This window comes from Glycomyces sp. NPDC049804, assembly GCF_040674615.1.
In the GTDB taxonomy this organism is placed as follows: domain Bacteria; phylum Actinomycetota; class Actinomycetes; order Mycobacteriales; family Micromonosporaceae; genus Glycomyces; species Glycomyces niveus.
Genome location: NZ_JBFAMQ010000023.1, coordinates 1 through 25040, shown reverse-complemented (window position 1 = coordinate 25040; position 25040 = coordinate 1). Strand labels below are relative to the sequence as shown.

Annotated in this window: 26 protein-coding genes; 11 read left to right on the top strand and 15 right to left on the bottom strand. The window is 71.8% G+C overall.

What is annotated here, in order from left to right:
- Positions 1–99: 99 nt before the first annotated feature.
- A complete protein-coding gene (locus tag AB0K52_RS23835) occupies positions 100–1278 on the top strand; it encodes an amidohydrolase (RefSeq protein WP_363536388.1) in 1179 nt (392 codons plus the stop codon).
- Here the strand turns inward: AB0K52_RS23835 and AB0K52_RS23830 are convergent.
- Both AB0K52_RS23830 and AB0K52_RS23825 read right to left on the bottom strand, forming a co-directional pair.
- Complete coding sequence (locus tag AB0K52_RS23830) at positions 1275–1814, bottom strand: thioredoxin family protein (protein ID WP_363536385.1); 540 nt, start codon at positions 1812–1814, stop codon at positions 1275–1277. The two genes, AB0K52_RS23835 and AB0K52_RS23830, sit on opposite strands and share 4 nt — an antisense overlap.
- Positions 1815–2196: 382 nt before the next feature.
- Positions 2197–2856, bottom strand: a complete 660-nt coding sequence (locus tag AB0K52_RS23825; RefSeq protein WP_363536382.1) for a MerR family transcriptional regulator — start codon at positions 2854–2856, stop codon at positions 2197–2199.
- Positions 2857–2950: 94 nt separating this feature from the next.
- Between AB0K52_RS23825 and AB0K52_RS23820 the strand changes: the two genes are divergently transcribed.
- The 3 genes from AB0K52_RS23820 (at position 2951) to AB0K52_RS23810 (ending at position 6348) form a co-directional block, all read left to right on the top strand.
- Positions 2951–3652, top strand: a complete 702-nt coding sequence (locus AB0K52_RS23820) for a DUF2306 domain-containing protein (RefSeq protein WP_363536379.1) — start codon at positions 2951–2953, stop codon at positions 3650–3652.
- 22 nt (positions 3653–3674) lie between these two features.
- A complete protein-coding gene (locus AB0K52_RS23815; protein WP_363536376.1) occupies positions 3675–4100 on the top strand; it encodes a GNAT family N-acetyltransferase in 426 nt (141 codons plus the stop codon).
- Positions 4101–4338: 238 nt separating this feature from the next.
- Positions 4339–6348, top strand: coding sequence for a UvrD-helicase domain-containing protein (locus tag AB0K52_RS23810; RefSeq protein ID WP_363536465.1), 2010 nt, complete (start codon positions 4339–4341; stop codon positions 6346–6348).
- On the opposite strand, the gene AB0K52_RS23805 is transcribed toward AB0K52_RS23810, so the two are convergent.
- From AB0K52_RS23805 to AB0K52_RS23795, 3 genes are read right to left on the bottom strand one after another with little or no spacing between them, the layout of a single operon-like run.
- The gene (locus AB0K52_RS23805) at positions 6326–6928 is read right to left on the bottom strand and encodes a hypothetical protein (protein WP_363536373.1); all 603 of its coding nucleotides are present in this window, start codon (positions 6926–6928) and stop codon (positions 6326–6328) included. The two genes, AB0K52_RS23810 and AB0K52_RS23805, sit on opposite strands and share 23 nt — an antisense overlap.
- Positions 6929–6955: 27 nt before the next feature.
- Positions 6956–7201 carry a hypothetical protein gene (locus AB0K52_RS23800; RefSeq protein WP_363536371.1) on the bottom strand — a complete coding sequence of 82 codons (246 nt, stop codon included), beginning with the start codon at positions 7199–7201 and terminating at the stop codon, positions 6956–6958.
- A 9-nt stretch (positions 7202–7210) separates the two neighbouring features.
- Positions 7211–7906 carry a lysoplasmalogenase gene (locus AB0K52_RS23795; protein WP_363536368.1) on the bottom strand — a complete coding sequence of 232 codons (696 nt, stop codon included), beginning with the start codon at positions 7904–7906 and terminating at the stop codon, positions 7211–7213.
- Between the two features lie 95 nt (positions 7907–8001).
- On the opposite strand from AB0K52_RS23795, the gene AB0K52_RS23790 reads away from it, so the two are divergent.
- Positions 8002–8835, top strand: coding sequence for a methyltransferase domain-containing protein (locus AB0K52_RS23790; RefSeq protein WP_363536366.1), 834 nt, complete (start codon positions 8002–8004; stop codon positions 8833–8835).
- A gap of 4 nt (positions 8836–8839) precedes the next feature.
- Here the strand turns inward: AB0K52_RS23790 and AB0K52_RS23785 are convergent, their stop codons facing one another.
- Genes AB0K52_RS23785 through AB0K52_RS23775 form a run of 3 tightly spaced genes read right to left on the bottom strand, consistent with a single transcriptional unit; the run spans position 8840 to position 11413 of the window.
- Complete coding sequence (locus AB0K52_RS23785; protein WP_363536363.1) at positions 8840–9436, bottom strand: histidine phosphatase family protein; 597 nt, start codon at positions 9434–9436, stop codon at positions 8840–8842.
- A gap of 55 nt (positions 9437–9491) precedes the next feature.
- Positions 9492–10472 carry an L-histidine N(alpha)-methyltransferase gene (gene egtD, locus AB0K52_RS23780; protein WP_363536360.1) on the bottom strand — a complete coding sequence of 327 codons (981 nt, stop codon included), beginning with the start codon at positions 10470–10472 and terminating at the stop codon, positions 9492–9494.
- Between the two features lie 53 nt (positions 10473–10525).
- A complete protein-coding gene (locus AB0K52_RS23775) occupies positions 10526–11413 on the bottom strand; it encodes a carbohydrate kinase (RefSeq protein ID WP_363536462.1) in 888 nt (295 codons plus the stop codon).
- A gap of 227 nt (positions 11414–11640) precedes the next feature.
- Here AB0K52_RS23775 and AB0K52_RS23770 point away from each other — a divergent pair, with 227 nt between their 5' ends.
- Positions 11641–12252: a DUF4245 family protein gene (locus AB0K52_RS23770; protein WP_363536357.1), complete on the top strand. Its 612-nt coding sequence runs from the start codon at positions 11641–11643 to the stop codon at positions 12250–12252.
- 103 nt (positions 12253–12355) lie between these two features.
- Here the strand turns inward: AB0K52_RS23770 and AB0K52_RS23765 are convergent, their stop codons facing one another.
- Positions 12356–12568 (bottom strand): exodeoxyribonuclease VII small subunit, encoded by a 213-nt coding sequence (locus AB0K52_RS23765; protein WP_363536354.1) that lies wholly within the window; start codon positions 12566–12568, stop codon positions 12356–12358.
- The gene (gene xseA, locus AB0K52_RS23760; RefSeq protein WP_363536459.1) at positions 12569–13771 is read right to left on the bottom strand and encodes an exodeoxyribonuclease VII large subunit; all 1203 of its coding nucleotides are present in this window, start codon (positions 13769–13771) and stop codon (positions 12569–12571) included. It abuts the gene before it with no gap.
- Positions 13772–13911: 140 nt separating this feature from the next.
- Between xseA and AB0K52_RS23755 the strand changes: the two genes are divergently transcribed.
- Complete coding sequence (locus AB0K52_RS23755) at positions 13912–14874, top strand: 4-hydroxy-3-methylbut-2-enyl diphosphate reductase (RefSeq protein WP_363536351.1); 963 nt, start codon at positions 13912–13914, stop codon at positions 14872–14874.
- Between the two features lie 132 nt (positions 14875–15006).
- Here the strand turns inward: AB0K52_RS23755 and AB0K52_RS23750 are convergent, their stop codons facing one another.
- On the bottom strand, positions 15007–16146 hold the full coding sequence (locus AB0K52_RS23750) for a DNA recombination protein RmuC (protein WP_363536349.1): 1140 nt from the start codon (positions 16144–16146) through the stop codon (positions 15007–15009).
- A 137-nt stretch (positions 16147–16283) separates the two neighbouring features.
- Between AB0K52_RS23750 and AB0K52_RS23745 the strand changes: the two genes are divergently transcribed.
- Positions 16284–17054 carry a hypothetical protein gene (locus AB0K52_RS23745; protein ID WP_363536346.1) on the top strand — a complete coding sequence of 257 codons (771 nt, stop codon included), beginning with the start codon at positions 16284–16286 and terminating at the stop codon, positions 17052–17054.
- Between the two features lie 134 nt (positions 17055–17188).
- On the opposite strand, the gene dgoD is transcribed toward AB0K52_RS23745, so the two are convergent.
- From dgoD to AB0K52_RS23730, 3 genes are read right to left on the bottom strand one after another with little or no spacing between them, the layout of a single operon-like run.
- A complete protein-coding gene (dgoD, locus tag AB0K52_RS23740) occupies positions 17189–18334 on the bottom strand; it encodes a galactonate dehydratase (protein WP_363536343.1) in 1146 nt (381 codons plus the stop codon).
- 32 nt (positions 18335–18366) lie between these two features.
- Positions 18367–19104 carry an SDR family NAD(P)-dependent oxidoreductase gene (locus AB0K52_RS23735; RefSeq protein ID WP_363536340.1) on the bottom strand — a complete coding sequence of 246 codons (738 nt, stop codon included), beginning with the start codon at positions 19102–19104 and terminating at the stop codon, positions 18367–18369.
- Positions 19101–20357 carry an ROK family transcriptional regulator gene (locus tag AB0K52_RS23730; protein WP_363536337.1) on the bottom strand — a complete coding sequence of 419 codons (1257 nt, stop codon included), beginning with the start codon at positions 20355–20357 and terminating at the stop codon, positions 19101–19103. Before AB0K52_RS23730 ends, AB0K52_RS23735 begins: the two co-directional genes overlap by 4 nt.
- 116 nt (positions 20358–20473) lie before the next feature.
- On the opposite strand from AB0K52_RS23730, the gene AB0K52_RS23725 reads away from it, so the two are divergent.
- From AB0K52_RS23725 to AB0K52_RS23715, 3 genes are read left to right on the top strand one after another with little or no spacing between them, the layout of a single operon-like run.
- Positions 20474–21838, top strand: a complete 1365-nt coding sequence (locus AB0K52_RS23725) for an extracellular solute-binding protein (protein ID WP_363536334.1) — start codon at positions 20474–20476, stop codon at positions 21836–21838.
- The gene (locus tag AB0K52_RS23720) at positions 21835–22824 is read left to right on the top strand and encodes a sugar ABC transporter permease (RefSeq protein ID WP_363536331.1); all 990 of its coding nucleotides are present in this window, start codon (positions 21835–21837) and stop codon (positions 22822–22824) included. Before AB0K52_RS23725 ends, AB0K52_RS23720 begins: the two co-directional genes overlap by 4 nt.
- Positions 22824–23660, top strand: coding sequence for a carbohydrate ABC transporter permease (locus AB0K52_RS23715; protein WP_363536328.1), 837 nt, complete (start codon positions 22824–22826; stop codon positions 23658–23660). The genes AB0K52_RS23720 and AB0K52_RS23715 overlap by 1 nt, the downstream gene beginning before the upstream one ends.
- A gap of 356 nt (positions 23661–24016) precedes the next feature.
- On the opposite strand, the gene AB0K52_RS23710 is transcribed toward AB0K52_RS23715, so the two are convergent.
- Entirely contained in the window at positions 24017–24484 is a 468-nt protein-coding gene (locus AB0K52_RS23710; protein WP_363536325.1) for a DUF1877 family protein, read from the bottom strand.
- Positions 24485–25040: the final 556 nt, after the last annotated feature.

The window sequence follows — 25040 nt, the reverse complement described above, 5'->3', positions numbered from 1 at the left end:
CGCCGTGGCCGCGGCGGCGGGCTTCGGCGCGGCCGTGGAGTGGCTCACCCGGACGTCGGCGCGGTCGCGTCCGCCGCGGCGAGGCGAGAGGATCTGCACATGACCGACCTGCTGCTGCGCGACGCCCGACTCTGGGGCCGCGAGGGACGCACCGACCTGCTCGTCAAGGACGGGAGGATCGCCGCCCTCGCCGACTCGCTTCCCGCGGGCGGCGCGGCCGTCGAGGACCTCGGCGGCGCCGTCGTGATCCCCGGCCTCGTCGACGCCCACGCCCACGTCGACAAGACCCTGTGGGGCGGCCCGTGGGTGCCGCGCACCGCCGGGCCCGGGCTGGCCGCCGCGATCGCCTACGGCGCCGAGCGGCGCGCCGAGTTCGGCATCCCCAACGCGGACTACATCACCGCGCTCCTGTCGAACATGGTGGCCTCCGGCACCACCCACGCCCGCTCGCATGTGGACATCGACCCGGGGATCGGCATCGGCGCCGTGCACGCCGTGCGCGAAGCGGTCGAGCGCCTCGACGGGCGCATCGACCTCGAGCTCGTGGCCTTCCCGCAGACCGGCATCCTCGCCAGTCCCGGCACGGCCGAGCTCATGGACGAGGCCCTCGCGGCGGGCGTCAAGTGCGTCGGCGGCATCGACCCCGAGGGCTTCGACGGCGACGCCGAACGCCACCTCGACCTCGTCTTCGCGCTCGCCGAGAAGCACGGCGCGGAGATCGACATCCACCTGCACGACGGCGGCGACCTCGGCGTCCGCGAGTTCGACATGATCATCGAGCGCACGCGCGCCCTCGGCTACGCGGGCAAGGTCGTCATCAGCCACGCGTTCGCGCTCTGCGACGCCGACGACGCCGTCCGCGCCCGCCTCATCGCCGCGCTCGCCGAGCTCGAGATCGGCTTGACCTCGGTGGCGCCCAAGAAGATCCTGCCGCTGCGGGAACTCGCCGAAGCGGGCGTCGCGATGGGCATCGGGCAGGACGGCGTGCGCGACCTGTGGAGCCCGTACGGCAACGGCGACAACCTGCAGCGCACGCAGTGGTTCGCGCGCAACGCGGGCTTCAGCAAGGACGCGGACATCGAGCTCGCGCTCGAGGCCGCCACGTTCGGCGGCGCGCGGCTGCTCAAGATCCAGGGCTACGGCCTCGCCGTGGGCGACACCGCCGACCTCGTCGCAGTCAAGGGCCGCAACGCGTCAGAGGCCGTGCTCGAGCACCCGGCGCGCGCGCTCGTCGTCAAGCGCGGCCGCGTCGTCGCCCGCGACGGCGCCCTGGACTAGCGCCATTTGATGCCGCAGCCGGTCGACGGGTAGTGCGGCTCGGGCACGGGTTCACCGCGGCGCACCAGCTCGATCGCGCCCGCGAGGTACTCCCCGGTGACGGGCACGCCGTTGCCGGGGGTCGACCCGTCGAACGCGCCGCGGTAGGCGAGCGCGCGGTCGGGGCCGTAGAGGAAGAAGTCGGGGGTGCAGGCCGCGCTGAAAGCGCGCGCGACCTCCTGCGACTCGTCCACGAGGTACGGGAACGTCCAGTTCGCGCGCGCCACCTGGTCGGCGAGGCCGGCCGGGGCGTCGTCGGGGTAGTTCTCGGCGTCGTTCGAGCAGACGGCCACCACGTCGAGGTCCGCCTGCCCGGCCGCGAAGGACCCGAGGACCTGCTCGATGTGGCGCACGTACGGGCAGTGGTTGCACAGGAACGCGACCAGTAGCATCGGCGCGTCGAACCCCGCGAGCGACCGCACCGCCCCGTCGAGGTCCGGCAGCGAGAAATCGGGCGCGGCCGTGCCCAGCGCCACCATGTTCGAGTTGAGGGCCAAAGGAATCGCACTCCTCACGTAGCGGACGTCCGACCCCCATCGTAGAAACCTCCGAGCCCCCCGCCCACCCGGGCTCGGGACCCGCCGCGCTTCCGGGAATCGGGGCATGAGGACGGCGGGGCTCCAGGCCAGGTAGTTGGAGCCCCGCCGCCGGGCCGTCGCGACTACCCCACTTCGTCGGACGGCCTCCTGGTGATGGCGGCAAAGTCTCTTGTCGAGCAGGCTTGGTCTCTGCCGCCGCGCCACCGGGGTGCGTGGAAATAGCGTAGAACCGCCCATTCGACTTGGTCAGTCCGAAACCCGACAATTGCAGACATTGCTATTTTCGCATGTATGGCGTCGTCGCAGGCGGGAAGGGTCGTCTCATAATGTCCTCAGTGGATCAGCGCTCGTCGCGCTCCGATGGCTTCGCTTCGGGGCCTTTGAATTCGCGGCCGGAGACCTCGACTTGCGCGAGGCGGCGGAGGATCTCGAAGAGGGCGTCGCCGAGGACGGTGCCGACGACCATCGTCTCGAGAATCTCGTCGCGGTCGGCGCGGCGCATGAGGAGGCGGATGTCGGCCTCGGCGACCTGCTCGGCCGCGCGGGCGTAGCGGTCCTCGAGCTCGGCCAGGTCGCTGATGCCGAAGAACTCGAGACGGGCGACGACGTCGGCGAGCGCCCTGATGTAGCCGTGCTCGTGCGGCACCCGCTCCCAGCCGCGGCGGCGCACGATCGCCAGCGCCGTCTCGACGTGCCTGTCGTCGGGCGCGTCGTCGGGCACGCGGTGGCTCGAGAGGGCGCGGCTGGCGACGCCGAGGGCGCTGTCGAGGTCGCGCCGGGGGTCCTCGATCTCGGTGAGGACCTCGCGGACCGTGGCGATCGGGAGCCCGCCGGTCTCGACCATGGAGCGCACCAGTCGCAGTCGGCGGACGTGCGCCTCGCCGTAGCTGACCTGGTTGTGGCCGGTGCGCTCGCCGCCGGCCAGCAGGCCCTCGCGCACGTAGTACTTGATCGTGGCCACGGGGACCCCGGTCCTGGCGCTGAGCGCTCCGATTCGCATGCGTCCTTCTTACCCGAGCGGCGGTGGTGACCTGTCCGATTTAGTGATAGCGTCACTATCGATAGTTTAACTCTCGAAACCAGGAGCACCCCTCATGAGCGCCACCCTCGCCGCCCCCGAGCGGCCCGCCTCGAGACGGCGCGGCCGCATCGCCGTCGCCGTGGTCGCCGTCGCCAGCGTCGCGATCGTCCTCCAAGCCGTGCCGGCCTACCTCGTCCCCGGCATGGAGCCGCGCGTCGGCATCCGCGAGAACGTCGCGATCCACCTCCCGTTCCTCGTCGCCCACGCCGCCGCCGGCGGCATCGCGCTCCTCGTCGGCCCGTTCCAGTTCTTCGGCTCGATCCGCCGCAAGCACCCGCGGGTCCACCGCGTCCTCGGCCGCGTCTACCTGCTCGGCGGCATCCTCCCGGGCGCCCTCACCGGCATCGTCGTCGCCGTCCTCACCACGGCCGGGCCGATCGCGCTCGTCTCGTTCGTGTTCCTCGACGTGTTCTGGATCTACACCGCCGCCCGCGCCTACCGGGCCGTGCGGCGGCGCGACTTCGCCGCGCACGAGCGGTGGATGCTGCGCAGCATGGCCGCGACGTTCGCCGCCGTCACGCTCCGGGTCTACCTGGGGCTGTTCATCGCCGTGCAGCTGCCGCTGCTCGAGGGGTTCTACGGCGGCGACTTCGACGCGCTCTTCAGCACCGCGTACACCGCCGCGATCGTCGGCTCGATCGTCCTCAACCTGCTGTTCATCGAGATCTACCTGCGCCGCAAGGAGAGCCGCCGGATTTCGGCTGGCGCGGCCTGAACCTCAGGTCTAGGTTGGGGCGATGAGCGACGAGTACACGATCTCCTCTGACCCCGACCGCCTCGACCGCGAGTGGATCCACAAGGTCATCTCCACCGACACGTACTGGGCCGTCGGCCGCACCCGCGAGCGCAGCGACCTCGCCATCGACCACTCGCTGCCGTACGGGGTGTACGCGGCGGACGGCCGCCAGGTCGCGTTCGCGCGGCTCGTCACCGACCACGCCTACTTCGGGTGGCTCTCCGACGTGTACGTCGACCGCGAGGTGCGAGGGCAGGGCCTGAGCAAGCGGCTCATGGCGCACATCGTCGCGGAGGCCGAGCGGCTGGGCCTCAAGCGGGTCGTCCTCGCCACCGGCGACGCGCAGGGCCTCTACCGCCAGTTCGGGTTCGACGAGATCGACGACGAGTACTCGTGGATGTACCGCGTCTGGCCCGCCCGGCCGTAGCGCGTGTGCGAGCCCTCGCTAGTCCATGATCGGCGGACGGGTGTCGCCGCGACGCGCTAGGCTGGTGCGTTCCCGAATTCGAGCGAGGAGCGCAGTGTCCCAGGAACCAGGCCCCGCCAGAGCCGCACGACCGGATGCCGTCGAGCAGGACGTCGACACCACGCACGCCGTCCCCGCCCCCGACCCGTCCAGCACCCCCGAGCAGGAGATCGCGATCGAGCAGGGCTTCGTCGACCGCGTGTACGCGCGCGTCGACGTGCTCCGCGGTGAGGCCGAAGGCAACCGCGACACCGGCTACGCCCACCTCGCGGCGACCGTGCCCGGCGCCCGCTACGAGCGCGACGTGTTCGTGTACCAGGCCGCCCGCCGCATCGCCGACCTCGACTCCCAGCACGAGGGCCTGGTCTTCGGCCGCCTCGACTTCGACGACGGCAAGGTCCGCCACGTCGGCCGCCTCGGCGTGCGCGACGAGGAGTACCGCACCCTCCTCGTGGACTGGCGCGCCCCCGCCGCCGCGCCGTTCTACCGCGCCACGGCCGTCGACCGGCAGGAGGTCGCGCGCCGCCGCGTCATCCGCTCCTTCGGCCGCAGCGTCGAGGAGATCAGCGACGACCTGCTCAATGAGGACGCCGCCGACCGCCTCCCCGTGATCGGCGACGGCGCGCTCATGGCCGCCTTGGGCCGCAAGCGGACCGGGCGGATGCGCGACATCGTCGCCACCATCCAGGCCGAGCAGGACGCCGCGATCCGCGCGCCCGGCCGCGGCGCCACGATCATCACCGGCGGCCCCGGCACCGGCAAGACCGTCGTCGCCCTCCACCGGGCCGCGTTCCTGCTCTACCAGGACCGCAGCCGCTACGAGGCCGCCGGCATCCTCGTCGTCGGCCCCTCGGCCGTGTTCATGAAGTACATCGGGCGCGTCCTCCCCAGCCTCGGCGAGGAGACCGCCGCCCTCTACTCCCTCGGCGAGCTGTACGCCGGGGTCGAGGCCACCCGCCAGGACCGGCCCGAGGTCGCGGCCGTCAAGGGCGGCACCGTGATGCTGCCGATCCTGCGCCGCCTCGTCCGCCAGACCCCGCCGGGCGCCCCCAGCGAGCTGCGGATCGTCTACCGCGGCGACGTGTTCAAACTCGACGCCGCCGAGCTCGCCGCCGCCCGCGCCCGCGTCTTCGAGAAGGAGCCGCGCCCCAACCTCGCCAAGACCGAAGCGGGCCGCGCCCTCCTCGTCGCCTTGTGGCGCAAGATCAAACCGGTCATCGAAGACGCCGAGCCCGCGAAGTTCTCGCGGGACGTGGGCTCGCGCGGCGAGTTCCTCACCTTCCTCGACCACTGGTGGCCCGACCTCGACCCCGCCGACGTGCTCGGCTGGGCCGGCGACGCCCGCCGCCTCGCCTCCGCCGCCGAAGGCCACCTCAAGAAGGAGGCCATCGAAGGCGTCTCGGCCTCCCTCCGCGAGAGCGACTTCTCCATCCCCGACGTGGCCCTCCTCGACGAGCTGCGCATCCTCCTCGGCGTGAAGCCCCAGCCGCGGGGCCGGGACCGCATCCGCTCCTGGGACGGCATCCAAGAGGTCTCCACCGTCCAGGACCGCTACTACGACCGGCCCGAACGGCAGGCCCGCGACGCGTTCTACGAGGACTACGCGCACGTCATCGTCGACGAGGCCCAGGACCTCTCGCCCATGCAGTGGCGCATGCTCGGCCGCCGCGGCCGCGGCGCCGGCTGGACCATCGTCGGCGACGAGGCCCAGTCGAGCTGGCCGCGCCCGAGGGAGAGCGCCGACGCCCGCCGCCGCGCCGTCCCCAGCGGCCGCCTCCACGAGTTCCACCTGACGAAGAACTACCGGAACTCCAAAGAGGTCTTCGAGTACGCCGCCGCATGGGCCAAGCCGCGCCTGCGCACCCTCGACCTGCCCGAGGCCGTGCGCGAGACCGGCGTCGGCGTCGTCCAGAAGACCGTCGCCGCCGACACCCTCATGCCCGAGGTCGCCGGCGCGGTCGTCGAAGCCCTCGACGCCGTCGAAGGCACCGTCGGCATCATCGCGCCCTACGACCGCCACGCGGAACTCGCCGGCATCGTCCACGACGGCCGCGTCACCCTCGTCGGCCCCTTGGAGTCCAAGGGCCTCGAATGGGACGCCGTCATCGCCGTCGACCTCGAAACCGTCGCCGCCTCGCACGGCGCCGGCGTCGCCTACGTCGTCCTCACCCGCGCCACCCAGCGCCTCACGAGGATCGACCTCGACTGACGGCCCTGTCGAGCGCCTGCCAACCCACCGCGGTCGCCACAAGCACCGCGGTGGGCAGCCAGGCGAGATCGGGACGGCCCTCGGCCTCCACCGGATGCCAGCGGGTGCCGTCGGCGCCGAAGAGCACCGAGGAACCCCAGCCCGAAGCCGTGTACGCCGCGACCCGGTCGCCGGGCCGGAGAGCACCTCCGCTGATGACATCGATCGAGCCGTAGTCGTCGGCGCCGACGCCCTCGACCCGGTAGGACCGCAGCTCGCAGGTGCGCGCAAGGCCGAAGCGCAGCACGCTCGGCCCGCCGCACTCGCCGATACGGACCACCTCCACCGTCTCGTCGCCGCGCTGGCCGTGCGGCGCGCCGTAAGCGAAGCGGACCTCGAACGCCAGGCTCATCAAGGCGACGGCCGCGAGGACACCGGCCGCGGCGAGCAGTCGCCGCACACGCCGACGCCCCTTCGGCAGCCTCGCCGTGGACGGCCCTTGCGGTTCGGCGGGGATGAAGAGGCGCAGGCCGACCGCGACCATCGCGGCGACCACCGCAGCGAACGCGAGGACTCCGGCGATGTTGACGAGTGAGGTCATCCTGGCCTGTTCGTGTTGTCGGAAGGGTTATTCACCGATGGTCTGCTCGACCGCGCGGCGCCTCCGGGAGCGTCTGACCGCGTAGACGAGCAGGATAGCCGCGAGCACGCCGGGACCCATGTGGACGAGGAGGACGCCGAAGAGGGTCGGGCCGCCCCAGTCGCTCTCGTAGCTCGACGGGTCGCCGAAGTCGATCACGAAGGGCTCCATCAGGGCCCGGAAGATGAAGAAGCCGCCGACGATGAAGGCGAGCACCCACAGAACGCGTCTCATGACCCGACTCTAATGCGCCGCGCCCTCGCGCGGGGTCGTCGCTGTGGCGGCGCCCAGGACCAGCAGGAGCTGGGCGGCCGCGTAGGTCGCCATCACCGCCTGCGGCTGCAGCGGGAACTCGAGCCCGGCCACGCCCAGACCCAGGCACAGGTCTGAGACGACGAAGAGGAGCCCGCCGACCGCCGCGAGCCGGTGCACGCCCGCCGCGGCGGCCGCCATCGCCACCAGCAGCAGGCTGTAGACCGCGACCGGGACCGCCAGCGACTCCAGGCGCGGCCACAGGACCGCGTTGGCGCCCAACCAGAACGCGACATAGCAGCCCGGGACCGCCCAGCGTCGGCGCAGGACCGGCAAGGCGCCCAGGCGCACGAACACCGCGAGGTACGCGAGCTGCATGAGGGCGAACAGACCCATGCCGGTCAGGAACGCGGGCGTCCCGTCGAGGAGCAGCGCGACGTCGGCCGCGCACGCCAGCAGGAGCCCGACGCCGAACAGCCGCACGGGACGCAGGCCCGGCGGGGTCGCGACGATGAGGTGGGCGAGGAGCAGGAGCGTCAGAGCGGGCTTGCTCGCCCAGCGGAGGGCGTCCGCGCCGAGGCTGATCGCGGCGAGGTCGACGGCGGTGGCGACCGCGAACGCCCGCAGCCAGAAGCGGGCCGGGAAGCGCACCAGCATCGAGCGGATAACGACGAGGGGAGGGTTCATGGGTGCGGGAGCCTATCAGCATCCCGCGGGTCGCGGGCGGCGTCGGGGTGGGAAAAGCGCTGGCGTCCGGCGGGCCGATCGGGGATGCTGCGCCGATGAGTGACGACTGGGAGTGGGACGAGACCCTCTTCGCCGGCAGTGCCGCCCACTACAGCGTCGGCCGGATGCCGTACCCGACCGCTCTCGCCGCGGCCGTCCGCGACGAGCTGGGCCTCGATGGGACCGGGCGGCTTCTCGACGTGGGCTGCGGGCCGGGTTCGCTGACGCTGCTGCTCGCCCCGCTCTTCGAGTCCACTGTGGGCGTAGACCCGGATGCGGGGATGCTCGCCGAGGCGGCCCGCCGGGCCGAGGAGGCCGGGCGCGAGGACGTCGAGTGGCGGCGGCACCGGGCCGAGGAGCTGCCGGATGACTTGGGCCGCTTCAAGGTCGTGGCCTTCGCGCAGTCCTTCCACTGGATGGACCGGCTGCGCGTCGCCCGGCGCGTCCGCGGCCTGCTCGACCCCGCGGGGTTCTGGATCCACGTCGGCGCGACCACCCACCGGGGCGCGGAGGACGCTGCGGCGCTGCCGCACCCGGCCCCGCCGTGGGACCGGATCAGTGCGCTCGTCGCCGCCTATCTGGGGCCGGTCCGCCGCGCGGGCCGGGGCTTCCTGCCCGGCGGCACCGCGGGCGGCGAAGAGGCGGTCATGCGCGAGGCCGGGTACACCAAGGTCACCCGCCTGCAGGTCGACGACGGCCGCGTCTTCGACCGCGACGCCGACGCGATCGTCTCGGCGGTGTTCTCGCTGTCGGGTTCCGCGCCGCATCTGTTCGCGGAACGGCTGCCCGCGTTCGAGATCGAGCTGCGCGATCTGCTCGCGGAGGCGTCGCCCGGCGGCCGGTTCGCGGAGCGTGAAGTGTCCACAGGGGTCGTCGTCTGGCGGCCCTGACCGGTCAGGCGTCGCCGTTCGCGGCCGCCGCGGTGAGGTTCCACAGCGTTATCGCGTGGCGCCCGTGCTCGTAGCCGAGGGCCGCGATCGAGGCGGTGTCGATCTTGAAGTCGCGGCCGTCGCGGGCCGGGCGGCCGAGCCAGCGGGCCGCCGCCACGCGGAGGCTGTGGCCGTGGGCGACGAACGCGACGTCGCCGCGGTCCAGGAGCGGTTCGGCCTCGGCGAGCGCCCGGTCGAGGCGCACCGCGACCTCCTCGGCCGATTCGCCGCCGTCGCCCTCGCCGCCGTCGGTCCACAGCGACCAGCCCGGCCGCTCGGCCTCGATCTCCTCGCTGGTGCGGCCCTCGTAGTCGCCGTAGCCCCATTCGGCCAGGTCGGGGATGACGCCGGTGACGTCGAGCCCGGCGAGGTCGGCGGTGATGAGCGCCCGCATGCGCGGGCTCGACCAGACCGCGGCGAACTCGCGCCCGGCGAGCAGCGGCGCGAGCGCCTTCGCCTGGGACACGCCGTTCTCGGTGAGGTCGAGGTCGGTCACGGACGTATGCTGCCCCGACGCCGACCAGGTGGTCTCGCCGTGGCGGATGAGCACGATCTCTCCCATGCCGCCCACTGTAATCCGGCCCGGCCCCAGGCACGTCCGATCGCGTGCGGGCCGTTCAGATCGCGCGGGCGAGGAACACGCCCATGTAGCCGCGCTCGTCGGTCCAGCAGCCGGTCGTCTCGAACCCCGTGGCCTGCAGCTGGTTCTCGAGCTCGCCGCGGAGGAACTTGGTGGAGATGCCGGTGTGGATCTCCTCGCCGACGGAGAACGTCAGGTCGATCCCGAGCGCCGCGAGGTCCACCTGCATCGGCTTCATCGCGCGCAGCCGCATGTCGATGGTGGCGGTGTCGTTGTCCCACAAGGCGATGTGCTCGAAGTTGTCGGGTTCGAAATCGGCGTCGAGGCGGTGGTTGAGGACGTACAGGATGTGCCGGTTGAACTCGGCGGTCACCCCGGCCGCGTCGTTGTAGGCCGCGAGGATCACGTCGGGGTCCTTCACGAGGTCGGCGCCGAGGAGGAACCAGTCGCCCGGGCGCAGGGCCTCGCGCAGGTCGCGCAGGAACTGGCTGCGCTCCATGCCGTTGAAGTTCCCGAAGGTCCCGCCGAGGAACGCGACCAGGCGCGTGTCGTGGTGGTCGGGCAGGTGCGCGAGGTGGCGGGTGAAGTCGCCGACGATGCCGCCCAGGTGCGCGTCGGGGTAGACCGGGGCGAGTTCGAGCAGCACGTCGCGCACTTCGCCTTCGGCCACGTCGAACGGCCAGAACCCGTCGAGCCGGCCCGCGTCGGCGAGCGCGCTCAGCAGCGGCCGGATCTTCTCGGCCCGGCCCGCGCCGAGCTCGATCACCGAGATCGGGTCGGCGCCGAGCGCGGCCGCGATCTCGGGGGCGCGGTCGTGGAGGATCGCCCGCTCGCTGCGGGTCTGGTAGTACTCGGGCTGGCGGGTGAGCTCGGCGAAGAGGGTCGAGCCGCGGCCGTCGTAGTGCAGGCGCATCGGCAGGTGCTTGGGGTGCGAGGTGAGTCCCCGGCGGACGTCGAGGCGGAGCGACGCGTCGAGGTCGGCGTCGTCGATGCAGATCCGCAGTTCAGGAGCAGACACCCTTCGATCTTATGTCGACTCCGGGTATGTTTCGCCCCAGTGGGGGACAGGCGTCACGGCGCGCCCGGGACGGTGCAGGCCTGCGCGGCGAGCTGGCTCGCGTACCGCAGCGCCGCGGCGACCACGCTCCGGTTGCCCCAGGCGGGGAGTCGGTCGAGGCGCATCCACCCGGCCGAGGTGAGCCAGCCGAGGAGCCCCGAGGTGAACGCGTCCCCCGCGCCGATCGAGTCGACCAGGTCGACGGCCGGGGCGGTCATCTGGGTGACGTGGCTGCGGTGGAAGGCGACCGACCCGGCGTCCCCGAGGGTCACGACCACGAGTTCGGGCCCGGCCTCGAGCCATTTGCGGGCGATCTCGTCCACGGCGGCGTCGGGGTAGAGCTGCGCGAGGTCGCGCTCCGAGACGCGCACGAGGGTGGCGAGGCCGACCAGGCGCTCGGTGCGCTCGAGGACCTTCGCGCGGTCGCCCATCGCGCTGAGGCGGATGTTCGGGTCGAACGAGATCGGGACCGCGCGGCGGGCGCGGTTGACCCAGTGCTCGATCGCCCGCGCGGAGGGCTCGAGGTAAGCGGCGAGGGACCCGAAGTGGATGAGGTCGACCGCGGCCGGATCGGGTGCGGGCAGGGCGCGGTGCTCCCAGGCGAAGTCGGCGGTGCCGGCCGTCCAGTAGTCGTACGCGGCGCTGCCGTCCTCGCCGACGACCGCCAGACCGAGTGTCGAGGGGCGGTCGGTGCGGAGGATCCACTCGCGGCGGACGCCCGCGGCGATGTGGCGGCGCCAGGCCTGGCGGCCGAAGTGGTCGCCGCCGACGGCGCCCACGAGCGCGGTCGGGATGCCGCGCCGGGCGAGCGCGACCGCGATGTTCGCGGGGCCGCCGCCGCAGGTGGGGCGGAGCTGGCCCCCGGGGGCGGGGACGAGGTCGATGACGTTCTCGCCTGCCACGAGGATCAACGGGGGCTCCTTCCGGTCGGGGGGCGGGTGCCGCTGCGGAGAGGGTATTGCAGGTGCCGGAAGGCGTGGAAGTCGGATTCGCGTCCTGCTGGGAGGTCTCGTCCGGATAACGGACACGAGGGTTCGCGGTGCGGCGCATCGCCGGCTCCGGGGCTTCCTGCGCCACGCCCGGGCGGGCCGGTGCGCCGCGCGGCGGGGCGGGGGTTCAGGATGGAGCCATGTCCACCGAAGAGGTCGAAGCCGAGCGCGCCGCCGACACCGTCGAGAGCGACGCCACCGACGGTCCCGCGGCACCCGCCGAGGGCGAGGCGCCCGCCGCCGCGCGCCCGAAGCAGCGGCGCATGCGCGACATGGCGATGTCGATGGCGGTACTGCTCGTGCCGATCGGCCTGTTCTACGCCGGATGGCAGTGGGTCGCCTCGGACCGGCAGGTCAGCGTCGTCGACACCACCGAGAACCACGCCACCGCGGCGAGCCTCGGCCTCGCGGCGATCGAGCCCGAACTCGGCGAGGAATGGAAGGCCATCTCCACCGACCTCGCCGTCGACGGCGAGACCGTCGTGCTCCGCACCGGCTACTACTCGCCCGACGGCCACGGCCTCCAGCTCGCCGAGACCAACGGCGCCCTCGCCGATGTGAACGAGGCTCTGACCGGTACCGGCACCCCGGTCGAGGCGGCCGGCATCACCTGGGCCGCATACGAAACCAACGCCGGCGAGACCTGGACGGCCGAGATCGGCGGCGAGACCGTCGTCCTCAGCGCCGAACCCGACGGCGTCCCCGACCTCACCGAACTCGCCGAAGGCGTGGCCGAAGCCGCAGCCGCCTGACGAAGCGCTCCACGGAGAACTGCCGGACCCCGCGCCAGGCTCGCGCCGGATGCCCGTTTCGAAGGCCGACGCCGGAGATGTGACCCCGCTCGGGGCCGGCGGCTCAGTCCTCGTCGTCGTCCGACGCCGCCGCCGTGCGCGCCCGCAGGCGCTCCCGCGCGCCTTCCAGGTGCGACTGGCACAGGTCGGCCAGCTGCTCGCCCCGCTCCCAGAGCTTCAGCGACTCCTCGAGCGTCGCCCCGCCCGCCTCGAGCCGCTCGACCGTGGCCACGAGCTCCGCCCGGGCCTCCTCGTACGTCAACTGCTCCCCGCTCACTTACCCTTCCTCTCTCGTCTGCACGACCGCGGCCCGCAGCGAACCCGCCGCCAGCCGCACTTCGATGGCCTCACCGGCGGCCGCCGCCTCCCGCAGCACCGCCCCCGACTCCGTGTCCGTGACGATCGCGTACCCGCGGTCGAGTGTGGACTGCGGCGACAGCGAACGCAGCCGCGCCCGCAGATGCTCCAGGTCGTCCGTCGACCGCTCCAGCCGCGAATCCACGCGCGCCCGCATCCGGTGCGTCAGGTTCGCGACCGCCTCGCCCCGGGCCTCCAGCATCGTCTCCGGCCGCGCCATCACCGGGCGGGCGCGCATCGCCGCGAGCCCGTCGGCCTCCCGCGCCACCATCGCGTTCAGCGCCTGGCGCAGCCGGGTGCGGCAGATGTTCAGGCCGCGCTGCTCCTCCGCGAGGTCGGGCACCACCTTCTTGCCCGCCTCGGTGGGCGTCGAGGCCCGCCAGTCCGCCACATAGTCGAGGATCGGCGTGTCCGGCTCGTGCCCGATCGCCGACACCACCGGCGTCACCGCCTCGGCCACCGCCCGGCACAGCGTCTCGTCCGAGAACGGCAGCAGGTCCTCCATCGAACCGCCGCCGCGCGCGATCACGATCACCTCGACGTCAGGATCCCGGTCGAGCTCGGCCAGCGCCGCGCACACCTCGGTGACCGCGCGCGGCCCCTGGACGGCGACCTCGCGGACCTCGAAGTCCGCGGACGGCAGGCGGGCCTTGGCGTTCTTGAGCACGTCCCGCATCGCATCCGAGGCGCGGCCCGTGATGAGCCCGATCCGGTAGGGCAGGAACGGCAGCGGCTTCTTGCGCTCGGCCGCGAACAGGCCCTCGGCGGCGAGCAGTTTCTTGAGGCGCTCGAGCCGGGCGAGGAGCTCGCCGAGGCCGACCTGGCGGATCTCGCGCACATGCAGCGAGAGCGAGCCGTTCTTGTCCCACCACTGGGCCTGGGCGCGGATGACGACCTGCGCGCCGTCGCGCAGCGGCGGGTCGCACGCCGCGACCGCGCCGGTGAAGTCGACGACCCGCATCGAGACCTCGGCGGCCGGGTCGCGGAGGGTGAGGTAGACGGTGCGGCCGCGGTGGCTGATCTCCGTGATCTGGCCCTCGGTCCACACCTCGCCGAGGCGGGCGAGCCAGTCGCCGATCTTCTTCGAGACGACCCGCAGCGGCCACGGGTTCTCGGCGCTCATCGGCACGCCCGGCCCGGTGGCGGGGCCGGTGCGGCCTGGAGCGCTGGCGGTGCTGTCGGTGGCGCTGCTCGCTGCGTCGGTCACGTGGCCAGACTAACTGCAGGGTGTGACGAAACCGGGCGGCCGGATACCATCGAGGCGTGGCAGACCCGAAGCGAGTGTTGTTGGCCAAGCCGCGCGGGTACTGCGCGGGCGTGGACCGGGCCGTGGTGACCGTCGAGAAGGCGCTGGAGCTCTACGGCGCGCCGGTGTACGTGCGCAAGGAGATCGTGCACAACCGGCACGTGGTGGAGACCCTCGCCGGGAAGGGCGCGGTCTTCGTGGAGGAGAACGAGGAGGTGCCGCCGGGCTCGGTGGTGGTCTTCTCGGCGCACGGCGTGGCGCCCGAGGTGCACGACCAGGCGGCCGAGCGCGGCCTGAAGGCGATCGACGCGACGTGCCCCCTGGTGACCAAGGTGCACAAGGAGGCCGTGCGGTACGCCGAGGAGGATTACGACATCCTGCTCATCGGCCACGAGGGCCACGAGGAGGTCATCGGGACCTCCGGCGAGGCGCCCGAGCACATCCAGCTCGTGGACGGGCCGGACGCGGTGGACGGGATCACGGTGCGCGACCCGGAGAAGGTCGTGTGGCTCTCGCAGACGACGCTGTCGGTGGACGAGACGATGGAGACGGTGGGGCGGCTGAAGCAGCGCCTGCCGATGCTGCAGAGCCCGCCGAGCGACGACATCTGCTACGCGACGCAGAACCGCCAGCAGGTGGTCAAGGACATCGCGGCGGAGTGCGACGTGATGCTGGTGGTCGGGTCGAAGAACTCCTCGAACTCGGTGCGGCTGGTCGAGGTCGCGGTCCAACACGGCGCGCGCGCCGGCTTCCTGATCGACTTCGCGCACGAGATCGACGAGGCCTGGCTCGAGGGCGCGTCCACTGTGGGACTTTCCTCGGGGGCCTCGGTGCCGGACAACCTGGTGCAGGATGTCTTGGCGCACTTGGCCGAACGCGGTTTCACGAGCGTCGAGGAGTTCGAGCCGGTGACGGAGAAGCTGACCTTCTCGCTCCCGCGCGAACTCGTCAAGGACCTCAAGGCCGCCGGGCGCGCCTGAGCCCCGGCGACCTCTTTCGGGTGACACTTTTCCTTACGACGGTAAGAACGGGGGTCGCTTGTCGAACCCCCGCGAAACAATTGAGCAGGGGACGCCCCCCGGGTGGGTGGGGGACTGCCCGGAGCGCGGGAGCTAGGGGCGCAGATCCTCCACCGCCTCCCAAGCCGGCTTCCGCGCCGGGGTGATCACCGGGGCCGGGGACTCCGGCGGGTCGCCCGCGACCTCGAGTTCGCTGAACCGCCGCGCCGTCACCAGCAGCCGCGACTCGACGCTCGCCACCGCCGCGTTGTAGGACCCGACCGCCGCCTCCAGCGACGAGCCGAGCCGCGAGAAGTGCCCCGCCACCGCGCCCAGCCGCTCGTGCAGCTCCCGCCCCAGCTTGTGGACCTCCTTGGCGTGCTGCGCCAGCGCCTCCTGCCGCCACGTGTGCGCCACCGTCCGCAGCAGCGCCATCAGCGTCGCCGGGGAGGCGATAACCACCCCGCGCGCGAACGCGTCCTCCAGCAGCGCCGGGTCGCCCCGCAGCGCCGCGTCCAGGAACGCGTCCGCGGGCACGAACAGCACCACCATCTCCGGCGTGTCCTCGAACGCCCGCCAGTACTCCTTGCCCGCCAGCGACTCCACATGCCGCCGCAGGTGCTTCGCGTGCACCCGCAGCAGCTGGTCCCGCCCCGCCTCGTCCTCCGACTCCAGCGCCTGCAGGTACGACTGCAGCGGCGCCTTCGCGTCCACCACCAAGGTCCGCCCGCCGGAGAGGCGCACGACCAGGTCGGGGCGCACCCCGCGCCCGTCGACCACACCCGAGTGCTGCTCGGAGAAGTCGCAGTGCTCGACCATCCCGGCCGCCTCCACGATCCGCCGCAGCTGCACCTCGCCCCACTGCCCGCGCACCTGCGGCGACCGCAGCGCCCCCAGCAGCCGACCCGTCTGCTCGCGCAGATCCTCCGAGATGTCCGCGACCCCCGAGAGCTGGATCCGCAACTGCGCGTACGCGTCCACGCGGGCCCGCTCCACATCGCCCAAGCGCGTCTCATAGCGCGCCAACGTGTCCGCGATCGGCGCGAGCACCTGCCCGACCGCCTGGCGCGAGTGGTCCGTCGCCTCGTACGCGACCGCCTTCAACGTCGACTCGAGCCGCTGCTCGTTGTCCGCCGCCGCCTCCAGCCGCGCCGTGGCCGCCGCCAACTCGGCCGCCTGGCGCGACCGCCCCGCGAACCAGCCTCCGAAACCGCCCGCCGCCAGGCACACCACCGCCAATAGGACCCACGTCATACGGGCCAGTCTAGGGCCTGCCAGGCGGGTCCCGGCGGAGCGGAATCCAAGTCGGCGAGCGGGCGAACGGGCCTGGTACCGCCCGGCAGGGCCCGACGGGCGGGCCCCGGGCGCGCCGCCGCGGGTACAGTCGGTACATGGAGCTGTGGTTGACCCTGCTGGTGGTCGCGATCCTCGTCATCTTCTTCGTGGTGCAATCCAACAAGAAGCGGGCGCAGGCCGAACTCGCCGATGCCGAGGCCGAGGCCCGGCGCCTCTACGAGCGCCTCGGCGGCCAGACCATGAACCTCACCGCCCCCGGCGACAACCTGCCCGCAGGCCAGGCCCTCGCCGACGCCGGCGAGCGGTACACGGCCGCGGGCTCGCAGCTCGAATCGGCCCGCTCGATCAACCAGTACCGGCTCGTCGCCGAGACCGCCATCGAAGGCCTCAACTACGTGCGCGCCGCCCGCACCGCCATGCACATGGACCCCGGCCCCGAGGTCCCCGTCATGCGCGGCCAGCGCCGCACCGGCGCGCTCACCGAGCCGGTCAGCGCCGAGGTCGAGGGCCGCCGCTACACCGGCTCGCCCGACCCGAGCGACGAGAACCGCCACTACTACCCGGGCGGCCGCGTCGACGGGCGTCCCGTGCCGGCCGGCTGGTACAACACGCCCTGGTGGCAGCCCGCGCTGGCGGGTGCCGCGGGCGTGTTCGTCGGCATGATGGTCTTCGACGCGATGATCGCGCCCGCTTATGCGATGGGCGCGATCGAGGGCACCGATTACGGGAGCGATGCCGGAGCGGACGGCGGCGACGCGGGCGCCGACGGCGGCGACGCCGGTGGCGACTCGGGCGGCGATTTCGGTGGCGGGGACTTCGGTGGCGGGGACTTCGGCGGAGGCGACTTCGGCGGCGGGTTCGAGTAGCCGCCCCAACGACACCGGCCCCCTGCCGCTGAGCGGCAGGGGGCCTTCCCGTCCATGAGCCGCAGCCGCGGCACCACTCCTTGTTCAAGCGGTGCAAGGGCTCCCGCAGGCGGCGCGGCGGGAGCCCCAAGAGGTCACCATTCGGCGAAGGAGCCGTCCTTGAGGCGCCAGATCTCGTTGCGCCAGCGGTGGGGGTCCTTGGCGGCCTTGCGGACCGCGGCCTCGTCGATGTCGATGCCCAGACCGGGGCCGGTGGGGAGCTGGACGACGCCGTCGGTGAACGCGAAGACCGCGGGGTCCACCAGGTAGTCGAGGAGGTCGTTGTCCTCGTTGTAGTGGATGCCGAGGCTCTGCTCCTGGATGAGGAAGTTCGGGGACGCGAAGTCGACCTGGAGGCTCGCCGCGAGCGCGATCGGCCCGAGCGGGCAGTGCGGGGCGAGCGCCACGTCGTAGGCCTCGGCCATGGCGGCGATGCGGCGGACCTCGGAGATGCCGCCGGCGTGCGAGAGGTCGGGCTGCGCGACCGCGATGCCGGTGGAGAGCACGTCGCGGTAGTCCCAGCGGGAGTACAGGCGCTCGCCGGTGGCGATCGGGATGGCGGTGCTCGAGGTGATCGCCCGCAGGTCGCGGGAGAACTCGGGCAGGACCGTCTCCTCGACGAACAGCGGGAACAGCGGCTCCAGCAGCGGCAGGACGCGGCGGGCCATGGCGGTGGAGAAGCGGCCGTGGAAGTCGATCGCGAAGTCCATGTCGTCGCCGACGGCGGCGCGGAGCTCGGCGAACTGGTCGACGATGCGGTGGACCTGCGCGGCGGTCTCGATGCGGCCGAGCTGGGCCGCGGCGTTGCACTTGACGGCGTCGAAGCCGTTCGCCTTGGCGCGCAGGGCGTCTTCGGCGAGGGCCTGGGCGGAGTCGCCGCCGATCCAGGTGTAGACGCGGACGGTGTCGCGCACGGCGCCGCCGAGGAGTTCGTAGACGGGCACGCCGAGGGCTTTGCCTTTGAGGTCCCACAGGGCCTGGTCGATGCCGGCGACGGCGCTGGAGAGCACCGGGCCGCCGCGGTAGAAGCCGCCCTTGGTCATGACCTGCCAGTGGTCTTCGATGCGGGAGGCGTCCTGGCCGATGAGCCGGTCGGCGAGCGCCTCGACGACGCTGGCGACGGCTTCGGCGCGGCCCTCGACGATCGGTTCGCCCCAGCCGACGAGGCCGTCGTCGGTCTCGACGCGGACGAAGAGCCATCGGGGCCGGACGAAGAAGGTCTCGATGCTGGCGATGTTCAAGGGAACCTCTATCTCTTGTGGAGGGATCGGGGTCAGGCGAGCCTGACGAGCCGGCCGCCGTCGACGGGGAGTTCGGCACCGGTGATGTAGCCCGCCTCGTCGGAGGCGAGGAACGCGATCGCGGCGGCGACCTCTTCGGCGCGGCCGAGGCGTCCGGCGAGGGTGCGCCCGGCCTCCTCGGCCTGCCCCGCGGAGGGCACGCGGTCCCATTGCCGGGTGCGGATCGGACCGGGAGCGACGGCGTTGACGCGCACGGCGGGGGCGTATTCGACGGCGAGCTGGCGCACCAGCGCGCTGAGGCCGCCTTTGGCGGCGGCGTAGGCGGTGAAGCCGGGCATGGAGGCGTGGGCGTGCACGGAGGAGACGGCGACGACGGAGCCGCAGGCGGCCGTGAGCGGTTGGGCGAGTGCGGCGACGCCGAGATAGGTGGCCTTGAGGGTGGTGTCGAGCACGCGGTCCCAGTCGTCCTCGGGCAGTTCGTGGGCCGCGCCGAAGCGCAGTGCGTAGGCGTTGGAGACGAGCGTGTCGACGTGCCCGTGCTCGTCCATGGCCCGCGCGGCGAGATCGCGCCAGTGCGCGGACTCGGCGACGTCGCAGTGGACGAAGTGGACGGACCCTGCGGTCTCGGCGACGACGCGCGCCCCGGCCTCGCCGTCGATGTCGGCGAGGTACACGACCGCGCCCTCGCTCGCGAGGCGCGCGACGACCGCGGCACCGATGCCCATGGCGCCGCCGGTGACGACGGCGACCTTTCCCTCGAATCGGTTCATCCGGCGACCTTATCGGCGTCGGCGGCGGCTTTGCCGCGCTGGCGCGGTTTCGCCGCGGGTTCGGTGAGGTCGACGAGGGCGGCGGCGAGGCCGGGGCGTTCGCGGAGGATGAGGGCCGCGCCGCCGACGGCGCCGGCGCGGGCGCCGAGGTCGAGGGCGGCGGGGACGACGTCGACTTCGCGCACGAGGGTGAGCGCGTACCGGCGGATCGCGGTGCGCAGCGGGTCGAGCAGCACTTCGCCGGCGCGGGCGAGCTCGCCGCCGATGACGATCCGCTCGGGGTTGAGGAGGTTGCAGAGGCTGGCGAGGACGCGGCCGGTCATCTGGCCGACGTCGGCGAGGACGCCTTCGCACGCGCGGTCGCCGGCCGCGGCGGCGGCGAGCACGTCCTCTACCGTGGCCTTGGCGCCCAGGTGGGGACGCAGCGCTCCCAGCACCGCGGGGATGCCCGCGTGGAGGACGAGGCAGCCGCGGTTGCCGCACGGGCACGCCGGTCCGTCCACATCGACCGAGGTGTGCCCGAGCTCCCCGGCGGCGCCGGCCGCGCCGCGGAAGACCCGGCCGTCGAGGATGAGCCCGGCCGCGATGCCGCTGGACAAGCCCACGTACATGAGGTCGCGGACGCCTCTGCCCGCGCCGCTGTACGCCTCGGCGACGGCTTCGAGCCGGGTGTTGTTCTCGATCGTCACGGGCAGGCGCAGGCGCCGCTGGAACTCGTCGGCGGCGTGCACATGGGACCACGGCTGGTCGGGCAGCGAGGTGGAGACGATGCCGGTGGCCTTCTCGATGGGGCCGGGCAGACCGACGCCCGCGCCGACGATCCGGTCGCGGTCGAGGCCGTGCGCGGCGATGAGCCCGTCGAGCAGGTCGGCGGCGACGTCGATGCGCTCAGACCAGCCGAGGTCGGGGTCGACGGCGCGGCCGGCGCCCGCGATCTCGTTGTGCGCCAGGTCCGAGAGGTGGACCCACACGTGGTCGAAGGTGAAGTCGAGGCCGAGCGCGACGGCCGCGCCCGGGTTGATCGCGAGCGTCTCCTTGGCGCGGCCGTCCCCGTCGGGGTCGCCGTCCCGCTCGACCACCAGGCCGCGGGACATCAGTTCGGTGACGATGGTCGACACGGTGGTGCGGGAGAGGTCGGCTCGGCGCGCGAGCTCGGCGCGGTGCGTAGGTCCCTTGCGCAGCAAGAGGGTGAGCAGCCGTTCCTGGTTCGCGCGGCGCAGTGACTGGAGGGATCCGCTCTTCGTCCGGGGCATGCGCTGATCATACAACCCGCCCATAAATCTGTGTCAAGACTATTGACGTACTTATATGAGTGGAGCTAGCCTTCGTCCACAGACTTTTCGAACCCCTTCCTGAAAGGCGAAAACCCATGCGTGGATCCCTCGGGACGCCCGTGTCCCAAGCGGCCCTGACCCGCCGCACCCTGGTGCGCGGCTCGGCCCTCGGCGCGGCCGCCGCAGCCGGCGCCGGAGCCCTCTCCGCCTGCGCCCCTTCGGCAGGCGGCAGCGACGGCGGCAAGAAGACGCTGACGATCATGGCCCCGGAGAACGAGTTCAGCCCCGAGTTCCTCGAATCCGCGGAGAAAGAACTCGGCATGACGATCAAGCGCGTCGAGGTCGACACCACCAAGCTCACCGCCATGCTCGCCAGCGGCACCGCCCCCGACCTGGTCCGCGGCCTCGGCGCCGTCGAGACCCCGTACCTCGTCTCCCGCGACCTGGCGCTCCCCCTCGACGACTACTTCGCCAAGAGCGAACTGCTCAAAGAGGACGACATCGACCCGATCAACGACGTGTGGCGCTACGACGGCTCCGTCCAAGGCCAGGGGCCCCGCTACGGCCTCGCCAAGGACTACTCCCAGGACGCCATGTTCTGGTACAACACCGCCCTCTTCGACGCGGCCGGCGTCGCCCACCCCTCGGACGCCGAGCCGGTCACCTACGACGAGTGGCTCGATATGGGCAAACGGCTCACCCAGAAGGACGGCGACACCACCACCGTCTACGGCCTCTCGGCCGGCGGCCTCGGCCTCTTCATCAGCCTCACCAACATGACCGCTGCCGCCGGCGGCAGCCTCCTCTCCGAGGACCTCGGCACCATCGACTTCTCCTCGCCCGAAGCGCAGAAGGCCCTCACCTGGTACCTCGAGTACGCCCGCGCCAAGGTCGGCTTCAGCCCCGTCGAGCCCAACCCCGACGGCTGGGACTGGCCGCCCTACCAGACCGGCCGCCTCGCCCAGTCCTGGTCCGGCTACTGGTTCGGCGGCGCCATCGCCGCCGAGGCCGCCCTCGCCGAGACCTCCCGCCTCGCCCCCGCCCCGACCATGGGCGGTGAGCGCGTCAGCCCCTGCTTCGGCGCCACCGGCTACTGGATCCCCAAGGCCTCCAAGAACCACGACGCAGCCTGGCAGCTCTTCGAATGGTTCATGGGCGGCGACCCCGCCAAGGAGCGCGCCGCCGGCGGCTGGGGCATGCCGAGCCTCCTGTCCCTCCGCGCGGACCTGCCCGTCGGGACCCCCGCCCAGGAGCAGGCGCTCGCGGCCGTCGAAGCCGAGGCCGACTACTTCAAGGTCCTGTCCTTCACCCCGTACGTCAAGGTCGAGGCCCTCGACGCCGTGCTCAACCAGTACCTGCCCGACGCCATCAACGAGGGCGTCGCCGCCGGCGCGCTGGCCGACACGCTCAACACCGACATGCAGGCGCTCCTGGACGAAGGCAAGGAGCTGGTGAAGTGACCGCAACGCTCACAGCGTCGCGCGAGACTCCCCCCGGGACCGCCCGGCCGCGCAGTGGGAAGCGCGGCCGGGCGGGCACCCGCCCCCGGACGTTCTACCTGTTCGTCGGCCCCTGGATCGCCGGGTTCGTGCTGCTGACGCTCTTCCCGCTCGGCTACGCGTTCTGGATGAGCCTCACCAACACCGACGGACTCTCCCCGCACTGGTCCTATGTGGGCATGGACAACTACATCAGGGTCTTCCAGGACGGGCAGACGCTCGCTTCCCTGGGCCGCACCGGTATCTTCATGCTGGCGACCGTGCCCACGGGCGTCGCCGCGGGCCTGCTGATGGCGGTGATGCTCAACCGCGACTTCAAGGGCCGCGCGCTCTTCCGGGCCCTGTTCTACCTGCCCGCCGTCGTGCCCGGCGTGGCCGCCGCGCTCACCTTCAAGATCATCTTCGACAAGAACGCCGGCGCGGCCAACGCCGCCATCGGCGCCGTCGGCGGCGAGCCGATCTCCTGGCTGGCCGACCCATGGGTGCGCTCCGTGCTCATCCTCATGATGCTGTGGGGCGTCGGCGGGTCGATGATCGTCTCCCTCGCCGCGCTGCAGGACGTGCCGAAGGAGCTGCTCGAAGCGGCCCGGGTGGACGGCGCGGGCCCGGTCTACTCGTTCTTCAAGATCACCTTGCCGATCCTCAGCCCGATCATCTTCTTCCAGGTGGTCACCGGCGTGATCGGCTCGCTCCAGGTGTTCGTGCCCTCGCTGCTGCTCGCGCCCGTCAACGGCGCCGCCGCGGTCACGGCCGTGCCCGAGGGCAACTACTTCTTCATGGTGCACGTCTACGCCGAGTACTTCGCCAAGAGCCACTTCGGATACGCCTCGGCGCTGCTGTGGGTGCTGTTCCTCTTCGTACTCCTCATCACCGGCATCGTGTTCAAGATCGGCAACCGCGCGGTCTTCTACGGCGGGGTCGACCCCTCTGAGCGGAAGGAGGGCTGATGCACGTCGACTTCGCGCGCCGGGCCCGCATGACGGCCCTCTACATCGCGCTGATCACGCTCGCCGTGGTCTTCTCCGGCCCGCTCGGGTGGCTCATCCTCACCTCGCTGAAGGCCCCGAACGAGCTGTCGGTCTTCCCGATCCAGCTGTTCCCCGAGACGCCCCAGTGGCACAACTACTTCGACGCCCTCACCTACATCGACTTCCTCGGCTACGCCCGGAACTCGCTGATCCTCGCCACGCTCTCGTCGGTGCTGACCACCGTCTCGTCGGCGTGGATGGCGTACGGGTTCGCGCGGCTCTCGGCCCCCGGCAAGAAGTTCTGGTTCGGGCTCCTGATCTCGACGATGATGATGCCCGGCATCATCACCCTGATCCCGACCTACCTGATGTTCGCCAAGCTCGGCTTCGTCGACACCTACATCCCGTGGATCCTCTGGGGCCTCAGCGGCGCCGCGTACATGATCTTCCTGTTCCGCCAGTTCTTCTCGGGCATGCCGAAGGAGCTGGAGGAGGCGGCGGTCCTCGACGGCTGCGGCCATGTGCGGATCTTCTGGAAGATCTTCATCCCGCAGTCGTGGCCCGTGCTGGCCGCCTGCATGGTGCTGACCTTCACCGCCAGCTGGGGCGACTTCATCGCGCCGAGCCTGCTGCTCAGCGACGAGACGACGACCCTGGCCGTCAAGATGACCGCCGGGTACGTCAATGAGAAGGGCTTCCCGGTCCAGAACCTGCTCGCGGCGGGCAGCACCATGTTCATCCTGCCCGTGCTGCTGCTGTTCCTGTTCTTCCAGCGCTTCTTCGTGCAGGGCTTCTCGACCTCGGGTCTGAAGTAGCACAGGTTCGAGGCGACGGAGTTCCGGCGCCCCGACCCTCGTCTCGGCGGGGCGCCGGTGCACGACCGGGGCGGCGGATCGGAAGACGGGGTCAAACCTCCGATCCGCCGCCCCTTCGCCCTGAGCGCTGTGCACGCAGCTTCGCCTGCGCCCCTTCGCCCTCCGCGAGGCCGGTCACGCTCCTGCCGGCCCGATAGGGGCCTGCGCCTCAGGGGCGCAAAGGCCCCGCTGTCGAACGCGTGGCCGAAGGCCCCCCACTTTGCCGCGACCCCAGGTCGCGCCCAGAAGAAGAGAGAGCCTCCCGCGACCACGGCCCACCTCGACGACTGAGCAGACCGGTGCCCGCGAAGGCGCAGTCAGAACGAGAAGCTCATGATCGCCCCCGCGCCCGACGCGGCCGCCGCCTCGAAGAAGGCCACCATCTGCGCGTAGTAGAACTCGACATAGTCGAGAGCATTACCGTCGTCGTCCCAGGCCAAGGGGTACACCTCTGCGACTTGCATGGCGGGCCCGTCGTAGTGGGCCGCGAGGCGCCCGAACGGCACTGACCGCAGCTCTTCGGCGGTCTGGCGGACCAGCTCGGGCGACCAGCCGAACAGGGTGCCGTCATCGGTGATGTCCTCGCCCGTGAACAGGAATTCGAATCCCACTTCGGCCTTATGCATCAGGTACTCCAGCCCCGCCCAGGACTTGTCGAGGTAACCATTGGGCTCCTGCTCGATCTTCTCGTCGCTCCCGATCAGCTCGTCGGCCCATTCGGAGTCCCCGATTGCCCTGTCAAACTCCTGGGGCGTCACGCTCGTGAAGCCGATGGTCATGCTCATTCGAAGTCCGTCCCTACATACGACTATCGCTGTCTCGCAAGCGAACATACCGAGCAGCGCCGACAGCCTCCTCCATTGGAGTGGGCCGCGCCTCAACCTGGCAGCAACGGCAAGAGGTTCGGCCAGGATCAGGTCGCTCTGCGGCCTCCCGGCGGGTCGGCTTCAATCAGGCAGCGACAACAAGGTGGGGAAGGACGGGATCCCTTTGTGGCCTTCCGATCCGCGACGGTAGGGGTTCAATCGGGCGACAACGAGGTCCTATTGCGCTTGGGTCGGTCTTCGGTTCCCGGCCTGGATTGGGTTGGGGTTCAATCGGGCAGCGACAACGAGGTCCCATTGCGCTCGGGTCGGTGCTCGGTTCCCGGCCTGGATTGGGTTGGGGTTCAATCGGGCAGCGACAACGAGGTCCCATTGCGCTCGGGTCGGTGCTCGGCTCCCGGGCTGGATCGGGTGGCGGTTCGGGACGTTTCTATGTTTGTCAAGCGCGGGTTGTCGTGTCTTGGGGTGGTGGTTGGAGGAGCCTGTAGATCTCGCGGGCGATGTAGCGTTTCAGGAT